This is a genomic window from Paenibacillus sp. RC73 (genome assembly GCF_044908085.1).
Lineage (GTDB): Bacteria > Bacillota > Bacilli > Paenibacillales > Paenibacillaceae > Paenibacillus > Paenibacillus terrae_A.
The window spans coordinates 1-20,351 of sequence record NZ_JBIYCV010000008.1 but is presented as its reverse complement, the minus strand read 5'-3'; the positions used below and the strand labels follow the sequence as shown (position 1 = coordinate 20,351).

At 40.6% G+C, this 20,351-nt stretch carries 22 protein-coding genes and 1 pseudogene; 15 read left to right on the top strand and 8 right to left on the bottom strand.

Going from position 1 to position 20,351, the window contains the following annotated elements; translation table 11 throughout:
- The first annotated feature begins 55 nt into the window (after positions 1 to 55).
- The 13 genes and pseudogenes from ABH897_RS19185 to ABH897_RS19125 all read left to right on the top strand — a co-directional run bounded on the left by ABH897_RS19185 (position 56) and on the right by ABH897_RS19125 (position 11,283).
- On the top strand, positions 56 to 217 hold the full coding sequence (locus tag ABH897_RS19185) for a hypothetical protein (protein WP_404592574.1): 162 nt from the start codon (positions 56 to 58) through the stop codon (positions 215 to 217).
- A 67-nt stretch (positions 218 to 284) separates the two neighbouring features.
- Positions 285 to 1,028 carry a transposase gene (locus ABH897_RS19180; protein ID WP_404592573.1) on the top strand — a complete coding sequence of 248 codons (744 nt, stop codon included), beginning with the start codon at positions 285 to 287 and terminating at the stop codon, positions 1,026 to 1,028.
- Positions 1,029 to 1,187: 159 nt separating this feature from the next.
- The gene (locus ABH897_RS19175) at positions 1,188 to 2,033 is read left to right on the top strand and encodes a tyrosine-type recombinase/integrase (protein ID WP_404592572.1); all 846 of its coding nucleotides are present in this window, start codon (positions 1,188 to 1,190) and stop codon (positions 2,031 to 2,033) included.
- Between the two features lie 175 nt (positions 2,034 to 2,208).
- On the top strand, positions 2,209 to 3,759 hold the full coding sequence (gene terL, locus ABH897_RS19170) for a phage terminase large subunit (RefSeq protein ID WP_404592571.1): 1,551 nt from the start codon (positions 2,209 to 2,211) through the stop codon (positions 3,757 to 3,759).
- 14 nt (positions 3,760 to 3,773) lie between these two features.
- On the top strand, positions 3,774 to 5,081 hold the full coding sequence (locus ABH897_RS19165) for a phage portal protein (RefSeq protein WP_404592570.1): 1,308 nt from the start codon (positions 3,774 to 3,776) through the stop codon (positions 5,079 to 5,081).
- Between the two features lie 772 nt (positions 5,082 to 5,853).
- Positions 5,854 to 6,471, top strand: coding sequence for a DUF4355 domain-containing protein (locus ABH897_RS19160; protein WP_404592569.1), 618 nt, complete (start codon positions 5,854 to 5,856; stop codon positions 6,469 to 6,471).
- A 27-nt stretch (positions 6,472 to 6,498) separates the two neighbouring features.
- Positions 6,499 to 7,324: pseudogene (locus ABH897_RS19155) on the top strand (phage major capsid protein).
- Between the two features lie 97 nt (positions 7,325 to 7,421).
- Positions 7,422 to 7,640 (top strand): hypothetical protein, encoded by a 219-nt coding sequence (locus ABH897_RS19150; RefSeq protein WP_404592568.1) that lies wholly within the window; start codon positions 7,422 to 7,424, stop codon positions 7,638 to 7,640.
- Entirely contained in the window at positions 7,633 to 7,944 is a 312-nt protein-coding gene (locus ABH897_RS19145; RefSeq protein ID WP_404592567.1) for a phage head-tail connector protein, read from the top strand. Before ABH897_RS19150 ends, ABH897_RS19145 begins: the two co-directional genes overlap by 8 nt.
- The gene (locus ABH897_RS19140) at positions 7,944 to 8,234 is read left to right on the top strand and encodes a hypothetical protein (RefSeq protein ID WP_025715524.1); all 291 of its coding nucleotides are present in this window, start codon (positions 7,944 to 7,946) and stop codon (positions 8,232 to 8,234) included. The genes ABH897_RS19145 and ABH897_RS19140 overlap by 1 nt, the downstream gene beginning before the upstream one ends.
- Before the next feature lie 17 nt (positions 8,235 to 8,251).
- The gene (locus tag ABH897_RS19135) at positions 8,252 to 9,382 is read left to right on the top strand and encodes an Ig-like domain-containing protein (RefSeq protein WP_404592566.1); all 1,131 of its coding nucleotides are present in this window, start codon (positions 8,252 to 8,254) and stop codon (positions 9,380 to 9,382) included.
- Positions 9,383 to 9,444: 62 nt separating this feature from the next.
- A complete protein-coding gene (locus tag ABH897_RS19130; RefSeq protein ID WP_404581402.1) occupies positions 9,445 to 9,570 on the top strand; it encodes an SHOCT domain-containing protein in 126 nt (41 codons plus the stop codon).
- Between the two features lie 90 nt (positions 9,571 to 9,660).
- The gene (locus ABH897_RS19125; RefSeq protein ID WP_404592565.1) at positions 9,661 to 11,283 is read left to right on the top strand and encodes a recombinase family protein; all 1,623 of its coding nucleotides are present in this window, start codon (positions 9,661 to 9,663) and stop codon (positions 11,281 to 11,283) included.
- A gap of 29 nt (positions 11,284 to 11,312) precedes the next feature.
- Here ABH897_RS19125 and ABH897_RS19120 read toward each other — a convergent pair whose 3' ends face one another.
- The 4 genes from ABH897_RS19120 to ABH897_RS19105 all read right to left on the bottom strand — a co-directional run bounded on the left by ABH897_RS19120 (position 11,313) and on the right by ABH897_RS19105 (position 16,580).
- Positions 11,313 to 11,600: a hypothetical protein gene (locus tag ABH897_RS19120; protein ID WP_404592564.1), complete on the bottom strand. Its 288-nt coding sequence runs from the start codon at positions 11,598 to 11,600 to the stop codon at positions 11,313 to 11,315.
- 298 nt (positions 11,601 to 11,898) lie between these two features.
- Positions 11,899 to 12,363: a hypothetical protein gene (locus ABH897_RS19115; RefSeq protein WP_404521913.1), complete on the bottom strand. Its 465-nt coding sequence runs from the start codon at positions 12,361 to 12,363 to the stop codon at positions 11,899 to 11,901.
- Positions 12,364 to 12,382: 19 nt separating this feature from the next.
- Positions 12,383 to 15,433 carry an EndoU domain-containing protein gene (locus ABH897_RS19110; protein WP_404592563.1) on the bottom strand — a complete coding sequence of 1,017 codons (3,051 nt, stop codon included), beginning with the start codon at positions 15,431 to 15,433 and terminating at the stop codon, positions 12,383 to 12,385.
- A gap of 373 nt (positions 15,434 to 15,806) precedes the next feature.
- Entirely contained in the window at positions 15,807 to 16,580 is a 774-nt protein-coding gene (locus ABH897_RS19105; RefSeq protein WP_404521728.1) for a hypothetical protein, read from the bottom strand.
- A gap of 132 nt (positions 16,581 to 16,712) precedes the next feature.
- Here ABH897_RS19105 and ABH897_RS19100 point away from each other — a divergent pair, with 132 nt between their 5' ends.
- A complete protein-coding gene (locus tag ABH897_RS19100) occupies positions 16,713 to 17,063 on the top strand; it encodes a hypothetical protein (RefSeq protein ID WP_404521730.1) in 351 nt (116 codons plus the stop codon).
- A gap of 508 nt (positions 17,064 to 17,571) precedes the next feature.
- Here the strand turns inward: ABH897_RS19100 and ABH897_RS19095 are convergent.
- The 3 genes from ABH897_RS19095 to ABH897_RS19085 all read right to left on the bottom strand — a co-directional run bounded on the left by ABH897_RS19095 (position 17,572) and on the right by ABH897_RS19085 (position 18,759).
- Complete coding sequence (locus tag ABH897_RS19095; protein WP_404592612.1) at positions 17,572 to 18,105, bottom strand: DUF4269 domain-containing protein; 534 nt, start codon at positions 18,103 to 18,105, stop codon at positions 17,572 to 17,574.
- Between the two features lie 202 nt (positions 18,106 to 18,307).
- Positions 18,308 to 18,412 carry an IS3 family transposase gene (locus ABH897_RS19090; RefSeq protein ID WP_404592562.1) on the bottom strand — a complete coding sequence of 35 codons (105 nt, stop codon included), beginning with the start codon at positions 18,410 to 18,412 and terminating at the stop codon, positions 18,308 to 18,310.
- Positions 18,409 to 18,759, bottom strand: coding sequence for a DDE-type integrase/transposase/recombinase (locus tag ABH897_RS19085; RefSeq protein WP_404592611.1), 351 nt, complete (start codon positions 18,757 to 18,759; stop codon positions 18,409 to 18,411). The genes ABH897_RS19090 and ABH897_RS19085 overlap by 4 nt, the downstream gene beginning before the upstream one ends.
- Positions 18,760 to 18,848: 89 nt before the next feature.
- On the opposite strand from ABH897_RS19085, the gene ABH897_RS19080 reads away from it, so the two are divergent.
- Positions 18,849 to 19,975 (top strand): IS3 family transposase gene (locus ABH897_RS19080; RefSeq protein WP_404592561.1). Its coding sequence is split into 2 segments (ribosomal slippage): positions 18,849 to 19,098 and positions 19,098 to 19,975, totalling 1,128 coding nucleotides; the frame shifts between segments, so codons are not numbered across the junction.
- On the opposite strand, the gene ABH897_RS19075 is transcribed toward ABH897_RS19080, so the two are convergent.
- Positions 19,871 to 20,251: an IS3 family transposase gene (locus ABH897_RS19075; RefSeq protein ID WP_404592560.1), complete on the bottom strand. Its 381-nt coding sequence runs from the start codon at positions 20,249 to 20,251 to the stop codon at positions 19,871 to 19,873. The two genes, ABH897_RS19080 and ABH897_RS19075, sit on opposite strands and share 105 nt — an antisense overlap.
- Between the last annotated feature and the right edge of the window lie 100 nt (positions 20,252 to 20,351).

Here is a 20,351-nt window from a genome sequence, read left to right as displayed (position 1 = left end):
TGAGTCGGCAAGGTCAGAGGTATCATGTGCTGACTAAACCGAAAGGGTGATTGAATTGGGTAAGGCAAAAGTGAATATGGTGATTCGATTCCTAAAGGGCATGCAAGCCGAAAAGGTAAATGTGCTGGGAACTGAGGAAGCTATGGAGGACAATAGGCTGATTCTGAAGGTGATTGAGGATATCAAGTTGTTTTACGAGGCTGAGTTAGAAGGGTAAGCTAGAATACATATGGGGAATGGTCGATAGTTGGCTGTTCCTTTTTTTCGTGCTGGAGGTGAACAGAATGAGCAAAAATAGTGACAATCCCAAAAGAAACAAGCCAAAGATACTAACCAAGTATGATCAATTTGTTGTGCCAAGACTCAGGGATATTCCCGTTTGGGTACGTGAAGGAGCCACAGACGAGGAAATTGCGAAGCGATTAAATATCCACATTTGGACATTAGGCGATTATAGAAGGAAACATCCCAAATTTGCTGAAGCATTGGAACGTCCAACCAAGTGGGAGACCCATGTATATCCTAGACTAGCGGAGATTCAGCAATGGTTCGAAGAAGGCATGAATGCAGAGGACATTATTAGGAAACTAGACATAGGTAAAACGACTTGGTACGAGTACATTGATAAACATCCGATGCTGGCTGAACTAGTCAAATGGAGCAGATCTGTCCCTATTTCACACGTGGAAAATTCACTTTTGAAAGCTGCTACAGGGTATGAATATGAAGAAATAAAAACGATTATTGAAGAGGACAAAAATGGAAAAAAGAAGACACGCATCGAAAAAGTAAAACGATATCAGCCCCCGAATCCAACAGCGATGATCTTCTATTTGAAGAACCGCGCACCTAACGAGTGGAATGATCGCCGTGAGTTGGTGGTGAATACGAAGGCACTGGAACAGGAACGGAAGCAGCTATTTCTGGATATGATCGAAGCCGATGTAGTGGATGCCGAATATGAAGCTATTGAGGAATCTGTAGAGATTGAGGAAGGATACATAGAGCCGGATGATTCGCAGTCATAACGTTATGCCGTCAGTATTTGTATAGATAAACGCCAGTTTCAGCCCTGAATTAGCCCCAAAAGTAGCCAGAATCAGTGCATAAGATAGGTTATGTATGGAGTGGACTTTGCCCCACATCAACGGTATGATGTGACACACAAGCGAAGGGTGGGGGCGAATATGAAGTATATTCAAGGGTTTGAAGCATATTTACGGAGCAAGGATCGAAGCAAGAACACTATTTCCTGTTACATTAGGGACGTATTGCAATTCATAGTCTGGTATCAAAGGAAAACGGAATATGGACTGGACAAGTGGATTGAGTTGGATGGCGTAGAATACAAGAAATATCTGCAAAGCACTAACCAAGCGATACTCACCATCAACCGCAAGATTGCCAGTATCAACGTATTTGCACAGTGGATGCACTGGCAAGGCTATATTAAGGAAGAAATACATATCGAAGCGGTCAGGAATAAGGTTGTTCGGCAATACAAAGGGTTAGCGGAAAAGGATTTGTGGAAGCTGAGAAATGAAATTCACCGTATGGGTAATCGAATGCATATCTGTATGATTGAATTATTACTGGGAACGGGGATAAGAGTAAGCGAATTGGTTGGCATCCAATTGAAGGATATTAAAATAAGCGAACGAAAGGGAATACTGAAGGTATTCGGAAAAGGCAACTCCTTCCGTACCATACCATTGAATAAGGATGTACGAAAAGCCATTACCCGATATCTTGAAGTCAGACCACAGGTTGATTCAGAATATTTATGTATTGGCCAGCGAGGGTCTTTGGAACGGAATGGGATTAACCTGATCCTGAACAAATACGGAAATCGGGTCAATGTAAAGGTGACACCCCATATGCTCAGACATACGCTTGGCTATAAGCTGGTGAAAACGACTCCTTTGACGACCATCCAGCAAATCCTTGGGCATGATCACGTAGCGACAACGAATATCTATACGCTAACAACGCAGCAGGATATGGCTGAAGCTTTGGCAAATATCGAGTGGTAATGAGCCACTCTTTTTGTTGCGGATGGAGGGGTTCTTCTATTTGTAGAAAAAGAGCCGCCAGCAAAGGGTGCAGAAATTTTTGTGATGATTTTACGGTACATATGAGAAAGGAGTTATACCGATTGAAACAATAAAGCAAGAAGAGCAACGACAAGCTGAACTGCTTAAGCAGTATATGGAGAAGCATTTCAAGCCGCCCAAAATGAAACAACTGATCGAAACGTTCTCTTTCTCTGAGCTTCGTAAATTAATCGGTGAGATGGACATTGAATTTTTTGCCTTAGCCTATTTCCCTAAATATTTTGATCGAGCATTCGGACAGTTCCACAAAGAGCTATTCACGGAATTAAGGCATATGCTTGCCCATACTGGACTGATTACGGCTTTTGGACTCCCAAGGGAGCATGGAAAGTCAACGATTAGTTCCTTTTTATTTCCGCTGTATGCGACTTTATATGATAAATCACAGTTTACATTAATCATATCAGCGACAGAACAAATTGCATTGCCGTTTTTGGATATGATCAAAGATGAGCTGGAAACCAATCAGATGCTGATTGAGGATTTTGGGATTCATAAGGGGAGCCGCTGGAACAACAATGAAATATGGCTTAAGAGTAAAGGTGGACTGGATTCCTGCATTATGATTCGTGGGATTGACGGTAGTTTGCGAGGTATCCATTATAAGCATCATCGTCCTACGCTGGTATTGATGGATGATTTGCTCAAGGAAGATACAGCACGATCCGAAGCCAAACGAGAACAGATTAAAAATACCTTTACAGATGTCATTCTTCCTATTGGCACAAGGGATACGAATATTCTGATCTGTGGAACCATTTTGAATGAAGAAGATATTATGGCCGATTTGCTCAAGGGTAAAATCCCAGGTGTGCGAAGTGTTCGTAAAGCAGCAGTGCTTCAATTTTCAGAGCGTGATGATCTATGGTCAGAGTGGGAGCGACAATATAATAACTTGCAGGATGAGGACAGGATCAATACGGCCTTGTCTTTTTTTATAGCTCACGAAAAAGAAATGCTGGAGGGTACGAAAATCCTGTGGAGCGAGTATTTGGGCTATTATTATTTGATGTGCAAGAAGCAAGCGATGGGAGAAAAAAGCTTCTATAAAGAATTACAAAATGATCCGCGTTCAACAGACGAATACATATTTCAGAATCTCATGTATTGGGATAGGTTGCCTGAGTTTGAGGAAATGGAAATGGCGATGTACATTGATCCAGCCATTAAAGCTGGGAAGAAAAATGACTATTCGGCTATTTCAATTATTGGGCAACACAGGAAGACAAAGCAGATGTATGTGGTTGACGGTAATATTTATAAGCTGTTGCCGGATAGTTTGTTTCAAGTAGCGATTGAAAAATTAAAGCTTTATCCTGTAGATAAGCTAGGATTTGAAGTCAATCAGGCACAGAGTTATATGAAGCAGAAATTTGAAGAAGAGTTATGGAAGGCGAATATACATACACCCGTAGAAAGTGTGCAATCCAAGGGGCAGAAGCATGAACGTATTATTAGCTTGGAGCCGGAAGTGAAGAAGGGGTATATTCTATTCAATGCAGATAACCTTAGATATAATAATCAGATAAAGGATTATAATCGAAATTGTACATATGATGATGCACCAGATAGTTTATATGGGGCTGTTCAATTGATTCAGTCTGTGAAAAGTTTAAAATTTTATGATCGAAGTTTGCTATTTTGAAAGGAAGAACCTATTTGCAAATAACCGAACAGATCATTATAGAATGTCTAAACGAACTCCAATCGGCTGCAATAGCCAAACAAAAATATTCAGATTACTATAATGGTCAGCATGCCATTCTGAAGAACTATGCGATGCAAGAAAGCCGCAGCAACCAAAAGCTCATTTTCAACTTTCCACGTAAGTTTGTAGATAACGAAGTGGGCTATCTGCTCGGCAAGCCAGTAAATTATGTGTCCAAGTCGGATCAGGATGAAGCCATACATAATATAGACGTACATATGAGTCATTGGGACAAAGAGCATAATCTACAGCTTCGGAAACAATCTGAAATATTCGGTGAAAGTATTGAATTGAACTATATCGACTCGGATGGTCAGTTTTCAGCCACTGTATTATCCCCATTGAATGCCTATGTGTTGGAGGACGGTACGGCAGAAAGAAATGTACTATTAGGACTACATAAATTCACGAGACGATTTGATAAGCAAATATATTTGGACGTGTATACCGATCATGAAATCCTACACTATACAATGGGCAACGATGATAAAAGTAATCAAATGAAGCAAAATCAAGCACCTGAATTAAAATATATCGGCAAACATAATCACATCTTTGGAAGAGTCCCGCTTATCTCCTGTCCAGCCAATACGGAGAGAAAAAGTGGCTTCCATGATGTGATTTCTTTATTTGATGCCTATAACGCTTTGAACTCTGATTTGGTCAATGAAATCGCAGATCATCGCAATGCCTATCTCGTGATTGAGAATGCCAAGCTGGAAGCTGAAGACTTGTTGAATATGAAGAAGATGGGCATTATTCAAGTTCCAACTGGGGGAAAGGTGAGTTGGCTTACGAAGGAGATTAATGATTCTTTTGTAAAGAACGAGCTGGACAATATTGAACGCAAAATCTTCGACATGATGGATCAGGTCAACTTCAATGAAAACTGGGCCAGCAATACGTCTTCCTTGGCGCTGAGAAATAAGCTGCTGAATTTGGAGAATCGAGTAGCTATGCGTGAAGCCTTAATGGAAAAGGCAATCAAGCAACGTCTGCGCAACTTCTTTACCTTTCTGCACATTAAAGAAGGCGTGCAATATGATTACCGGGATATCGCCGTAAAATTCACAAGAAACTTGCCAACAGACTTGGTTGGGATGGCAGATGTAATCGTTAAATTGCAGCAAGTGGTATCTCAGGAAACGTTGCTGACGTTGCTTCCGTTTGTTGAGAATCCAAAGCTGGAATTCAATAAGTTTCATGCGGAGCAGCAACGATTAGTTGGTACGGATAAGGAGGTATCAAATGCAGAATAAAAATAGGATTAAGCGGCTCGTGAAGAATAATTGTGCATGCTATTTGGGAGCGAAGTATGGTATCCCAAACTATTGCTGTTTACAAGATGGCCCATGTGTATTTTTTGCTCAAGATGATTCTTTTCCCCGTTGTAGCTATTTTGAAAATGGGGTTTTACCCATAGATGAAAAGTTAGAACGAGAATATAAGTCTGAGCGGAATATAGAATCTGAATTTAAAACAGTGCAACCGAGGGTGAACTGCCAGAAATGTAAGGCTACTTTTTCAGCAAATTCGAATCGGCAGAAATATTGTGATAAATGCAGGGACAAGAATGCAAACGAAAAGACGAAATTACGGATGCGTCAGATGAGGAAAAAACAGGCTTGATGTTACGCTTTAGAGGTTTAAAAAGCCCAATAAACTAAGGGTGAAAAACAACCCAAAATGAGGAGTTGGTATGTTTGTATCTATTTCTCGTTTTTACGTTTTCTAATGCGTAACATTATTGTATCAGATATGACATTAAACGAATTCAACATACATATGCGTGTTCGAAAGCTCGAACCCAAACAGACTCGGTGTTACGCTTTAGGCTGTCAAAAATCCAAATGAAATAAGGGTTAAAAATACCTAGAAGTGGGGAGTGGGTATGTTTGTACCTTTTCCTCGTTTTTGTGATTCCTAAAGCGTAACAACACTGTCCTGAGCATGACATTAAACGGCTCCATACATACATAAGCGTGTTCGGTTCTACAGAGTCGAATGGGCAATAAAGGAGATTAAATGAAAATGCAATTGGAACAAATGAAGCAGTTGATTGAAGAAAACCAAACAAACGAGGAATGGCAAACGTATCTTCAGGGTTTGAATCCGTATAACGTAGAAGGGATGGAGCAATTTATTCAATCTAATCAGCAAGCAAAAAGTTGGTTCGATAGCACTGTGGACAAACGATCCGCTAAATCACTGGAAACGTGGAAAGCCAATCATTTGGAAAGTGTAGTGGATGCTGAGATCAAGAAGCGATTCCCGGCTAAGGATGAAAAAGAAATTGAAGTTGAGAAGCTACGTGCTGAAGTAGAGCACATGAAGTTAGAGAAGCAGCGTGAACGGTTAACCAGCCAAGCAATTAAAATTGCCAGTGAAAAGAAACTTCCACTCCCGTTAGTGGATTTTTTTGTTGGTGCAGATGAAGAAGCGACGACAGCGAATTTGGCTATGTTGGAACAATCGTTACAATTGGCAATTCAACAGCAAGTGGAGCAACGGCTCAAAGGGGATGGATATACACCCCCAGCTAGTTCAACGAGTAGCACATTCACATTGGATACGATTAAAAGCATGTCGCCAAACGAAATTAATCAGCATTGGGATCAAGTCAAGCAAGCATTACAAAACAAACAATAATAAACGAAAAGGACAAGGTGATTAGATATGTCAGTACAACATTTTATTCCTACCATTTGGAGCGCACGTTTAAATGAAAGTCTGAAAAAGAATTTGGTGTATGGCAATGTGGTCAACACCGATTATGAAGGTGAGATTCAAGGTCAAGGCTCCACAGTAAAAATCAATTCGATTGGAGCGGTGACGATTGGAAATTATGACAAGGTAGCTGGAATCGGGAATCCACAGGAATTGGATGCTACACAAAAAACATTGGTGATCGATCAGGCGAAGTATTTCAACTTTCAGGTGGATGATGTAGATGCTGCTCAAGCGAATGTAAATCTACTCGATGGTGGGATCGTGGAAGCTTCGTATGGGCTTGCTAATGTGGTGGATCAGTATCTGGCTGGATTTTATACGGAGGTCAAAGCTGAAAATACGATGGGTAACGATGCAACGCCGATAATTCCTACAAAAGATACAGCCTATGATATGCTGATTGATTTGGGCGTTTTGCTGGACGAAAATAATGTGCCTGAAACGGAACGATTTGTGGTGGTTCCTGCATGGTATTATGGCTTGCTGCTGAAAGATGCTCGTTTCACGAAAGACCCAAATATCATTCGCACAGGTTATGTAGGGGATATCGATGGCATGACCGTTTATAAATCCAACAATGTGCCAAATACAGAAGGAGCCAAGTATAAAATCATCGCAGGTCATAAAAGTGCCATTTCGTTTGCCGGGCAAGTGGATTCGGTGGAAGCATTCAGACCAGAGAAACAAGGATGCAGTGAAAGGGTTGCAAGTATTCGGAGCCAAATGTATTAAGCCCGAAGCCATCACTGTACTTACAGCGAATAAGTCTTAATTGAAAGTAGATGATATGAGAACACATTATAATAGAAGAAACACGTTCGGGGTGTCCGTTTTGGATGCCCTATTTTATTTTTTTGGAGGGTAATAAGATGTGGTTTTTGAATCAGGAAACAGGATGTATATGGGAAGTCACAGATCAGGAGTTAATGCTGCGGTTACAGGTCAGTGGGCATTATGAGCAAGTGAAGGAACCTCAACAAGATGAGACTAAGGAAGATGAACCTGTAACGAAAGTTCAAGCTGCCAAGAACATGAAGCGTAATAAGAAGGCACAGGTAAAGGAGGGGCAGGAATCGGCACATGAGTGATTCATTGATTTTACTTAAACGGTTATTAGGCATGGAACCAACAGACATATCTAAGGATGATATCCTGATCCACTATTTGAATAAAGCCAAGGGTAATATTCTTGGGTATTGCAATGCGGCGACACTGTCTGTGGAATACGATCATGTCATGGTCGATTATGCCGTGTATCTATATAAAAATAGGGATTCGATTGGCCTAATGAATAAGCAGGAAGGTGAACGCTCAGCCACCTATGAAACAGGCATTCCGACAAGTATCCGGCTTGCTCTTCCTTTACCTAAAATCAAGGTCGGGACAGATTAATGTTCTATGATACGAAGCTGGAAATTTTGAATGATGCTGATTTGAAACCTGTCCAGTTGATCATGGCAGATGTACAACCTTATCGCAAAAGCTTTTCATTTGAAGATGGTTACATACTAGAGACAACATATCGAGCTTTCTGTCCACTGGAAACCTTATTGCAATTATATGGATATGTTCGAATTAGTAAGAATGTCTTTATTATTTTGGATATGAAGGAATGGAGTGATTATGTGGAGTTGTACCTGTATCGCTGCAAGCAGGATTTTGGTTTGGAGGTGGAGGAGTGACGAGGAGCCTAGAGCCGATGATAGATTTCTTTCTGCGAGAGAAGGGCGAGCTTGTACATATGAATGGTATGCGACAGCTTGCTCTAATTCAGGATGCGACAAATACCATTCAAATGACCGATGAAAAAATAATCCGTGCAGCAACACCCTTACACACAGGTAATATTGTGGACTATCGTGATGAACGGTATCTGATCACCAGTCAGGTGGATCAAAATGAACAGTCTTGTCGAGGTAGAATGAGAAAGTGTAATCAACGGCTGGCTTTGAACTGGAATGGAGAGGTGAAATGGTTTGATGCTGTGGTAGAAGCCAGAACGTTTTCAACGGAAACAGGTAAAGTTATCTCCATGCCAGAGGGAAACATCCTGGTTACTGTACAAGACAATGCAGACACGCGAAACATCGCATTGAACCAACGATTCTATATGACTCATCAGCCGTTTAAAATAGTTGGAATTGACCGTACGATGAATGGCATCATCCAGTTAAGCTGCACATTGGATAGCATAAATACAGCTAATGATGACGTGGAACATAACATCGCTGACAGATGGAAGTACGAGATTACTCATACATATGCATTACATATTCATCAGGGAACGATAGCTCAGGTGCTGCTCAACGAAACGTTATCTTTGGAAGTAACGGCTACGGATAATGGGGATGAGATAGCCAATCCGCTGATTACCTATACATCCAGTGATCCGAGTGTGATTAGTGTAGATCAGCAAGGTCGGGTTATGGGCATCGCTTTGGGCCAAGCAAGTATCACCGTAAAATTAACATATCACCCTACGATACTGAGTACGATTGAAATGAGAGTCGTCGAAACGGGAACGCATATCTATTCGATAGCCATTACTGGTAATCCCATCCTCAAAACAGGCCAAAGCGCCTCATACGTCAGTCATATCTATGATCATGGAACAGAAGTGTTTGACCAGTCTGTAGAGTGGAGCCTAAGGAATCAAGATGATTCAATTCCGATCATGGGAAGCATAACAGCCAGCACAGGAAATAGCGTAACCATAAAGGCAGGAAGCAGTAGTGGAACGATCAACAAAGCTTTAACATTGACAGCCACCTTAGTAAGCGATCCTAGCATGACCATAGAAAAGACCATTAGCCTTAAAAATTTATTCTAAGCATTATATCTATCGGCTTGCCCTAGAGGTGAGCCATTTTATTTCAAAGGAGCCATATACATATGCAACGAAAATCTATTGATTACTTGCTCAGTCTGAGCCTGTTGAAGCAATTGAGATCACAACATGTCATTACAGAAGAAGAATTTATAGCGATTGACCAGCGTAATAAAAAATCTTTCAAGTAGCTATAACATGGGCAGAAATGGACTTGATGATGTGCCGCAAGCATTATACCATGTGACCGTATAAAGAAGATATCGAAGGGAGAAACACCTATGGCACAAGCCGCAACCGCAAAAAAAGTCGTCGTTGTTCCCATTAAAACGATGGACATCGTAGAAGGAATTCAATCGATTCAAAAGAAGAAAGTCGCTGCCTATTGCCGGGTTAGTACCGATTCCGAGGAGCAAAAGGAAAGCTATACCAATCAGGTCAATCATTATACCCAATACATTCAAAACAACTTGGAATGGGAAATGGCTGATATTTACGCAGATGAAGGCATCACCGGAACCACCACTAAAAATAGAACACAATTTAATCGCATGATACAGGATGCCCGAAACGGTAAACTGGATCTCATACTGGTCAAGTCGATTTCGAGATTTGCGAGAAATACACTGGATTTATTGAAATATGTACGGGAACTGAAAAGTCTCGGAGTTGCTGTATTCTTTGAACGGGAGAATATTAATACGCTAGATACCACAGGTGAGGTATTGCTGACCATCCTGAGTTCCCTTGCCCAAGACGAGAGTCGGAATATTTCTGAAAACAGCCGATGGGGAATATTGCGTGGCTTCCAAAACGGTAAAGTCTTCTGCAACACCACTCGCTTTCTCGGCTACGATAAGGACGAGCAGGGGGAACTGGTGATTAACGAGTCAGAAGCCGAGATTGTACGCAGAATATACGAGGAGTATTTGGATGGAAAAAGCTATCAGGCGATAGCCAGAGGATTGATGCGAGATCACATTAAAACAGTCACGGGTGGCGATACGTGGTGGGATTCCTCCATTACCTTAATTCTGACCAACGAGAAATATTACGGAGCTTTGCTTCAGCAAAAGACGGTAACGGTAGATTTTCTAACCCACAAACGAATCAGGAATAAAGGACAGGAGCAGCAATATTTAATTGAGGACAACCATGAACCGATTGTCTCGAAGGAACTATTTGAAGCGGTGCAAAAGGAAAAGGAACGGAGGGCCAAGCTGAAAGGGAGTGTGATGGGGGAGAGTAAAAGATACTCCAGTAAATATGCACTCAGTAGCAAAGTATATTGTGGATGCTGTGGGGCCATTTTTAAACGCCGAACCTGGAACAGCAATAATCCATCCAAAAAAGTAGTATGGCAATGCAAAACGTATGTCAATAAAGGTAAAGTAGCCTGTGATGCCAAATCAGTCGATGAACCCATTTTACATTCCGCGTTTGTACGATTGTTCAACCGGATGTATGAGAATAAGAAAGTATTCATGAAGACGTTGAAAGCCAATATTGAATCGGTGCATTCCAGCAAAGTAGGGCAAGAACCGCTATTGGACATCGAAGGACAGATGCAACAATTGAAATCCGACTTGAAGGAATTAGTGAATCTCAAGCTACGGAATCAGATTGATGAAACGGTATATGATGAAGAAACGAACAGACTTTCCAGTGAGCTAAATGAGCTACGGCAACAGATGCTGACACTGGAGCAGGAGCATGAGCAGCAAGCGAAAATCAAGGAGCGTGTAGATGAAATCATCCAAGTACTAAGCACACAGCAGGATGTACTGGAACAATTTGATGATAACCTATTTAATGCGTTGGTGGAGAAGATAACCATTCTCTCACCAGCGCATTTTGTTTTTACCTTGAAAAGTGGAATGGACATAGACGAAATACTGGACTAACGAAACCATAGGATAACATTATCAGTAGGCTAACGAGTAGCTGTGGGTTGTATGACGGGAAGGATCAATCGAATCCCGTCTTTAACTCCTTCCATATAGATGGACTGTTTGTCCTGACTTAGCTGATAGCCTATGGCTTCTTCCCATTCAGATAACAGACGTTGGATATCTTCGTTTTGGTTGGTTTTGAATTGATCCATTTGAGTGAATAGATTTTTGTCCTCAGATAAACATGAAGCCTGTTGTTCACTGGCTAGTTCTAATTGATAAAAACGTTGGCGTAATGCTTCCTGAAACCAATCTGGCCAATTTGACATGGTACATTTCCCTCCCGTTGTTTGAGTGTGTGTATGTTAACTCTGATGGAGAGGGATGGCAAGTCATTGTTTTAGAGTATTGGGGTTATTTCTTCCTCCTTTGAGCTTGGGCATGCCAAAAAGCTCATTCCTCGCTTAAGGTTCAAGTTTGGAATAAGCTTTGAAAGTTTATCAAGTGTTTGAATCATTTTGTGTTTGGTTTGCTGATTGTATTGTACGATCTTGTTGTTGGGTCTGTAAACGAGTTCACACAAAATACTTGACAATCCCGAATAAGCTTTTCAGTTATTTATTATGTCTATCCGTTACTTTCAATACTCTTAACTTCTACCATTTTTAGTTCAATCCAATTCATAACCATTTCTGCCTCTTCTTGAGTAATCACTTTTTTCTCTTTTTTATATTTATAAGTTTCATAAGCCCATACTAATATAATTTTCACAAATTCAACTGTCTCTAATTTACAGATCGGTTCAATTTCATCTTCTTCCTCGTCATAAAATGGATCTTCAATTATTGTATAGTCTCTATAGGATATAACGCTTGATGCATTTCCTCCATGTCTATATTCGGGTATATTTCCCCTTAATAAATCAACATAATTATCAATATCAATTTTCAAATCTTTAAATCTCCAAGGTATATCAGATCCTAAGGGATCACTTATCATATTTGCGAACTCCAGTGATTTTTCTTCGTCAAAATCCAATACAACTATATTGAATTCGTCCATATAGTTCAATTTATATTTATATTTAATCATTATTCGAACACCCTCCAATTCAATATACTGGATAAGCTGAAATTATCTTATCATTTCTTAAAATAAACTCTATTCCCATTCCAGTGCTTGTTTTCCCTATATATTTATTGTTTTTTATAATTACTTTATTTTTAAAAGCTTCATTTACTGATTCTATCACCTGTTGTGGTGTCCATTCCTTTGGAAAAAATGTGGATTTAGGTCCTTTTAATACTCCATTAATTTCAATATTGGCTTGATAGACACCAAACTCATTAGGTGGGTCAATATTTCCGACAATTTTACCGTTACTATTCGGCATCCCTTCATAATGAAAACCATTGGCATTTCCATTTTTGAGTATTTCACCATCAAAAATATGGTTTAATCCATTTTCTTTAGTCCCTTGTTTAAAGTTTTCTGTGTTTTGTAGACTTTCAAGCCATTTCTCTTTCTCTACAACAGGCTTACCACCTTGTCCCGTCCTCTCAATCTCTATCTCTTTATTGGGCTTTGTGTTTGGAAGTTGGGGTGACTCTGTTTTTTCATTTATGATTTTAGGACTTGAATGAACCGGCTCTTTACCTGGTAATTTTAGTGTAGGTTTGGGCTTGAAAAATGAACCGGCTCCCTCAACGATCCCTGCTACACCAATGATATTGGACCAATGCTCTGATGACAAAGGATCTTTAGGTGTCAACGCTCCACGTATAGTCTCTGTTATTCCGAATGTAGCAAAATTGATAGCGTCACTACCAGATTTACCTTGATTACGTGCACGCTCCATATAAGCCTGATACAATCCTTTAGGTATTCCAAATGACCAATAATCTAAAAATTCACCAAATGAGTTTCCTGCATTTTGATACCTTACGTTATTAGCCTGCTCTATGCCTTTGTATAATTCAACTAGGCTGTTTGCTGATTTTGTAGACGCATTTTGTACTGTATGTGCCTGTTCCATTGCTATTTGGCCTTTTATCATCGCACTGCTACCCGTATGATCTAGATAGCGATCCCATAAGGACTTAGGCTCCTCAACTTGTGGTTTCGGTTGTTGTGCCATGTAGCTGTCATAATTTGCTCTCCAGCGTTGTCTCAGATCTACAGGAACTTGCTGATAGGCATGAGCCATAGCATTCGACTCTTTCAGCAGGTTCTGAATCAGCTCCAGTGGGCCTCCAGAATTCGCTACATGACGCGCACTTGTATATGCTTTTCCTAAAATCCACTTGCTATAGTAGGCTTGTCTCGCTCGCTCATGCTCATACTCACTAATCAACCCCTGCATGGCTAAACCAGCCAAGTGTTTGAGCGGGTGCAACCCCGTTTCTTTACTGCCTCCAACCGTTGGCGTTCCTTTACTACGAATAGGGATGGCTCCAGTTGCTTGTAACACCGTTGCTGCTACTTTACCTGCTGGCCCACCAACAGCATTCAACATCACACTGGCTATGTTTCCAACTACGGGAATAGAACCTAACAGTTTGGATATCGTCCCCATCAAAGCATTGGCCTGTTGAAGTGCTGCTGGAGTCGTAATTTTTGCTTTAGGAGTAGGGGCTTGGCTGCTCTTGGCTGTTGCAGTTTGTGCGGCCTCATATGCTTTGATACTCATCAATGGTGGCTCAGGCACAGGAGGGAGGTCAGCTACAAAAATGGGAGCTTTCACCGTCCCTTCCTGATATATCACTGGAGCTTTGGTATCTGTCTCACCATCCAGCACCATGCTACTTTCTCCACCTTTGAGATACAGCGCCGTTCCAGCTTCCAGCGACAGTTCCTCACCTGCATCGAGCTTCACGTGACCACCCTGAATCTGCACATTCCCCAGACTGCTAACGGTAATTCCACCATCTTCATTTAGTGTAATTGAAAATCCATCCGAGGTAGAAAGGGTCAATTCTTGCTCAGACATTTTTACGCCGCTACCTTGCACATGTTGCCATACCTTCACATTCGGCTGTCCATTTGCGTGGCGTTGTTGTCGGAGCGAATCCGTTACATAGGCATCTTGTTCGCGGTGTGTAGGTAGATACAACTCCACCTGTTCCCCGATTTCAGGCATATCGTACCAACCACTATGTTCTTCGGCTACATATCTTGTCGCCACGGGAAACCAGCAGGCTTTGGCAGGATCTTGCTTCGGGTCGATATCCAGTTGAAGCTGTACGAAATCCTGCTGTACCTTGAGCACCGTTCCTGTCAGCGAAATCCCGGTGGCTTGATCGTTTTCATACCGGGCATAGCGAATATTCTGTTCCGCTTGAAGATCATAACGGGTACGCAGTAAGCCATCCTCTAACCGTGTCACTGCCCGAACGACGACCAGTTCTTTACCTTGTCCAATGGCTATCGTGATGAGATCACCTAGCGCGTAGTATTGCAGACTTTCAATTGTATAGGTGACATACGAGCCAGCACGTTGTTCTCCGGGCTTTTCTGTATCCAGCTCATGAAACGTTTTTCGTACCCGATAAAATACATCTCGTTCCACCTTATACTGCTTGCCTTCTGGCATCCCAAAGAAGACCTTTGGTGAAGCTGCGGTTACCTCTGGCACAAGCACGGAGCCAAAGCGGGAAGCGAGACGTTTTAAAAATGCCCAATCGGTCTCCTCATATTGTAAAACAAAAGTATCCAGTTTGGCATAATTAGTTACGGTATCAATGGCGTCTCCATACTCATATTTACGAACCATCGAGGTGACCAGATCATCATAAGTGCGGTGAATATCTTGATAGGAACGTTTTTTCAGCTTGATATCCATTTGATAGGAATGCGAAGCAGCCTTCAGTTCAAAGGTATATACTCCCCGCGTACAATTCATAGACATTTGCGTAACGATCCCATGGAATAATCTTCTCAGTGATTGTCCCTGATCATCCAACTGACGAATCACAATCGGCTCTTGCTCCATATTTTGACCGATACATGCGGCTCCTTGTTCTTCGGAGAGCATACCACTAATATGTAAAAAGCTATGATCGTTGACGGTACGTGTGATTTGAAGTTGATCGATGTGTTGCGGCTGAAAGGGACCATAAAAGCGTAGGCTTTCATACCCGATCCCATCTGATAATAGGCTCAAGTGAGTTCATAACTCCTTTCTAGATGTGATGGCTGATTACAAAAGTAAAGTGCAGCATTTTAAGACCCATATGTATCACTGAGTTAGTTGGGTACAAAGTTACGAGATGTGATATTTAAATAACAGTCCAGCATATGTATTTATCGGTTAAAAGAGAGATTTAGTTTACAGAATGCCCCATTCGTTGGGTTATTTTCAATGTGTATATCTGGAAACAGGAGGTATGGAAGGGGGTTAAGTTGTGGACAGTGGCGGTCATTATCAATACTTTCATTACTCACCTGATCGAATAGCTGTGTAAACAAAAAAACGTATTTAAGTTTACTCGACAAAATACGTTTTTTCGTTTGCTTTGAAAATGCATATTTATGTTTTAGTTACGACTTTTGAATGAACCCACATATGTAAGATCATTACTGTTAATGACTTGACCTGGAGTTACAAAAGCCTCTTTATTTGGAGTATAATGCCCCATAATAAAGTCTGTGTTATAGTTTCCATAATAGAAGGCTTGCCAAATAAATTTAGAGCAGTAATTAGGGTTTATAGTTTTAAGTTGAAAGTTATCCCAAGAAGCCCAAGGTATATAGTAACTTGTTACTGAAGAGTAATTGTTTTTTGCCCAATAAGCTGCGTTAAGGCCGTGAGTCGCTCTATAGACAGCGATTGATTCATTAGCATTATGCCTCGATTGGTAATAAGAAATGGTATCCCTTTTTCCACCTTCCCCTTGATTATCATTTACGGCATTTACATGATAAACCATATAATCAGGTCCAATAATTCCAACATGTCCGACAATCATTGCACTTCCGCCTAATGCTTTTGATGAATAAAGCACATCTCCTACCCTAACTCTGATATTGGTTCCTGGGTAGGTTGAATCTGGCTCTAACGCTGATGGCGCAAAGCCATATGTGGCCTCAGAAGCACTTACAGAAGGATCAACTTCGGGAACACTTACAGAAGGATCAACTTCGGGAGCACTTACAGAAGGATCAACTTCGGGAGCACTTACAGAAGGATCAACTTCAGAGGCACTTACAGAAGGATTAACTTCAGAGGCACTTACAGAAGTTACACCAAGAAAAGAAGTAAAGAAGAGAAGTATTAGTAGAGCAGGTAAAAAAATCTTTAAATTTTTCATAATACACCGCCATTTTCCATAAATTTAAATACAATACTTATTATACACGAAGAATACTGGAAGTAAATAGAATAATAATGTATGATTATCCTAAAAGAGAGTTTGTTGAAATAAGAGGAGGGAGATGAAAAATTGAGTTTTTATAATAATAGATTGGTTCAGATATTAATAGTAATACTCTATCCTATTACGGCATTTGTGGTATTAAGTAATGGTGCTAAGATAGTTTCATGGGGGATACCAGCAGTCATTGCAGTATTGTTTTGTTTTCTTTGGAAAAACCTTCGATATTTAATCATTTCTAATGCATTATTATGGATTTTATCAGTACCAATTTGGTTTTGGATTGAGGGGGGGCAGGGGGCAGAAGTTTTCATTGCAAATTTACCACTCATCATACCCCTATTTATGTTTATTGTGTTTCTACCAGAAGTTATAATTGTTTTGATTAGGAATTTCCTTCTCAATAAGTTTAGACGGTAGCGTCAAGAATTATGTGTAAATGAAAATAACCTTTCTTGTAGAAGTTGGTATTCATCTTTGCTGGTGAACATGATGATTTCGCTACAGAAGGGCAGATAAAGGATTTATGCTTGCTTGTCTGAGACTCACGTTATCTGATTGCACCGGATTGTAGTCATTGACCGCATATGCTTAGAAAGAGACCCCAATTCATAAATGATTCTATTCTTCAATTTTTAAATAAACATACTATCTGTTGATCTAACTATATCCTTTCCACCGTCTCGACACATGTGGAGTGCGTGGTAGTAATATATCGAGATTAGAAGTATTGATGTACGAGGGTTTGAGGGGAATTTGAATATGTTCCTGCATTCAAAAAATTGCATTAGAGTTGAGTGAGGTATATATATTATTTTCATTCACAAGGCATGTGAATCGAACGTGCTGTCAGTGCGGAAGATTATTAGAGATATATTGGCGGAAATAGTAAGGAGGGATGACGAACCCCTCTTTTTGTTGTTGGCTGTTACTGTACTGTTGGTATATCTATTATCCCTAGCTTTCTTCCTAAAACAAGAAGCTCATCATAGGGATCGCCTTCTAATCCAAAAATTTGGGCAAAGGCAGGTTCAGTTTTAATTCCCTGTTCTTTTAGACGAATTATCTCACTTCTTATGCGAGGGTAACTTGTTAATAGGTGATGCTCAACCATCATGTGGAGATAGGCATTTTGTTGTTCAACTGCCCTAGGCTGACCAAATAATTCAAATTCAAAATTCGCTTTGATTGTTAGTGTATTTCGTATCCTCTTTTCTTTTAAAACAAATTTATCATGCTTACAGTATAGAGAGTGAATCTGGTGTTTAAAAGCTTCAAATTTGTGAATCTCCATTATAATATCTAAGTCGGAACCATCCACATCAATTGAAATTGGTATGGTTCCACATAGGACAGGATTATATTGAGCCAAATCATTTGGGATTCCCAAATCATTAATTACATTGAACGCTCGGTGCTGAATTTCGTTACCGGATTTTAAATACGTGATGGTTTTAAATATAAGATCACCCCTGAAAAACTAGTAGCTCTAATACAAATATATCATCGGTAATGGGGATTTACTAAGCTGAATGTTCAAAAAGTATCAGGCGATCAAAAATTCATAAACTCATAAACTCAGTCCTACTTTAGATTTAGAAATATTAGGCCCTCGGTATTATGAATTGACCCCCGTCAAGTAGCCAGTTATTAAAAAGTCATATTTAAACAGCCTGAGTCCTGTATTCGTAGGAACTTAGGTTGTTTAGTCTCTTTTGAAAACGTTCATGGTTGTAGAAATGTATGTACTGTTGTACAGCGTGCTTCACTTGCTTTGACGAATGAAAGGAGTGAAGATAAAACACTCTGTTTTAAAATGGCTGAAGAAGTTTTCCATACATGCATCGTCCCAACAGTTTCCTTTTTGGGACATGCTGGCTCGGATATCGTATCGTTTGAGCAGGTTATGATATTGGCGAGAGGTATATTGGAATCCTTGGTCGCTGTGCAGGAGAATCCCAGAGATATTTTGCCGTTTTCTTGCCTTTTTCAACGTATCCAACACCAGCTTTAAGTCGTTTCTGCGACTGACATGATAGGCCACGATTTCGTTATTGTAGAGATCTTTGATGGCGGAGAGATAGAGCTTTTGTCCGTTGAACATGAGATAGGTAATATCTGTTGGATCGGCTACACTCTTCTAGACAGAAAAATTGTGGTCTAATATAGTAGACTACAGACCAACCTAGAAGGAGCAGACGGACGATGACTAAAAAAGAAAGACGTACCTTTAGCGCTGAATTTAAAACACAAATGGTTCAACTCTATCAGAGTGGTAAACCGCGAAAGGATATCATTCAAGAGTATGATTTGAATCCTTCATCGCTGGATAAATGGGTGAAACAGAGTTCTACATCTGGATCCTTCAAAGAGAAAGACAACCGAACTCCAGAGGAATTAGAACTGATCGAGCTTCGAAAACAGAACAAGCAACTGCTCATGGAGAATGATATTTTAAAGCAAGCCGCGCTGATCATGGGACGAAAGTAAATGTCATTCGCCAGAATAAACATAAATACTCGGTATCAGCAATGTGCGACGTCCTAAAGCTCCCTAGAAGCACCTATTATTATGAAGAAAACAAAGTGGAAGTGACATCGGAGGATGAGCTTACCTCCATGATTATGGACATCTTTCAAAGCAGCCGCCACAACTACGGTACGCGTAAGATTAAAAAAGAGCTGTACCAGCAAGGCTTTACGGTATCCAGACGGAGAATTGGACGAATTATGAAGGAACTCGGGTTAGTTTCCACGTATACAGTCGCTCAGTACAAGCCTCATCCCACGAGATGCAATGAAGCCAAGCAAGCGAATGTATTGGACCGGAAATTTGAGCAAGAGCAGGCGTTATCTGCCGTCGTAAGCGATTTGACGTACGTTGGAGTAGGTTCATATTGGAATTACGTATGCTTCTTTGTGGATCTGTTTAACCGCGAAATTATCGGTTACAGTGCGGGGCCACACAAGGATGCCAAGCTGGTTTACCGTGCTTTGGCTTCGATTAAGGTCAATCTGAATGACATTCAGCTCTTCCACACCGACCGAGGCAATGAATTCAAGAATAAGCTCATCGACGATGCGCTGGAGGCTTTTCAGATTGAGCGTTCCTTAAGCATGAAAGGCTGCCCCTATGACAACGCCGTTGCGGAAGCCACGTTTAAAATGTTCAAAACGGAGTTTGTGAAGAAACGTCATTTTGAAAGTCTTGTTGAGCTAACCACAGAATTACATGACTATGTGCACTGGTTTAACCATATTCGGATTCACGGTTCTCTGGATTACTTGAGTCCTACTGAATTCAAGCAGAGGCACCATAAAAAAGTTGTCTAGTTTAGTGTTGACAATCCATGTTACCCACTTTTGGTTCGTCTGGTTCGCTATAAATTCTCTGTTGAGATGATTTCCCGAGAGGACATAAGCTTCTTTCTTGCCGTAATACGATCTTTTTCTCCGAATGACAGCCCGAATTCCAAGTTCGCCCATCAGCCTCTGTACACGCTTATGGTTCACGTGTATGCAATAGGTTCGTTCTAGCCAAACCTGCATCCTCCGATAGCCGAAAATGCCTTTCATCTTCTCATGACATGCCCCTATTTTTAGCTTCATCGTTTCTGGATCAGATACACTAAGTTGGACAGAAAAAATAAGGGCTTGTAGAATAAACCTATCATGTTAAGGAGCGAATCTCTACAATGCCAAAACAACG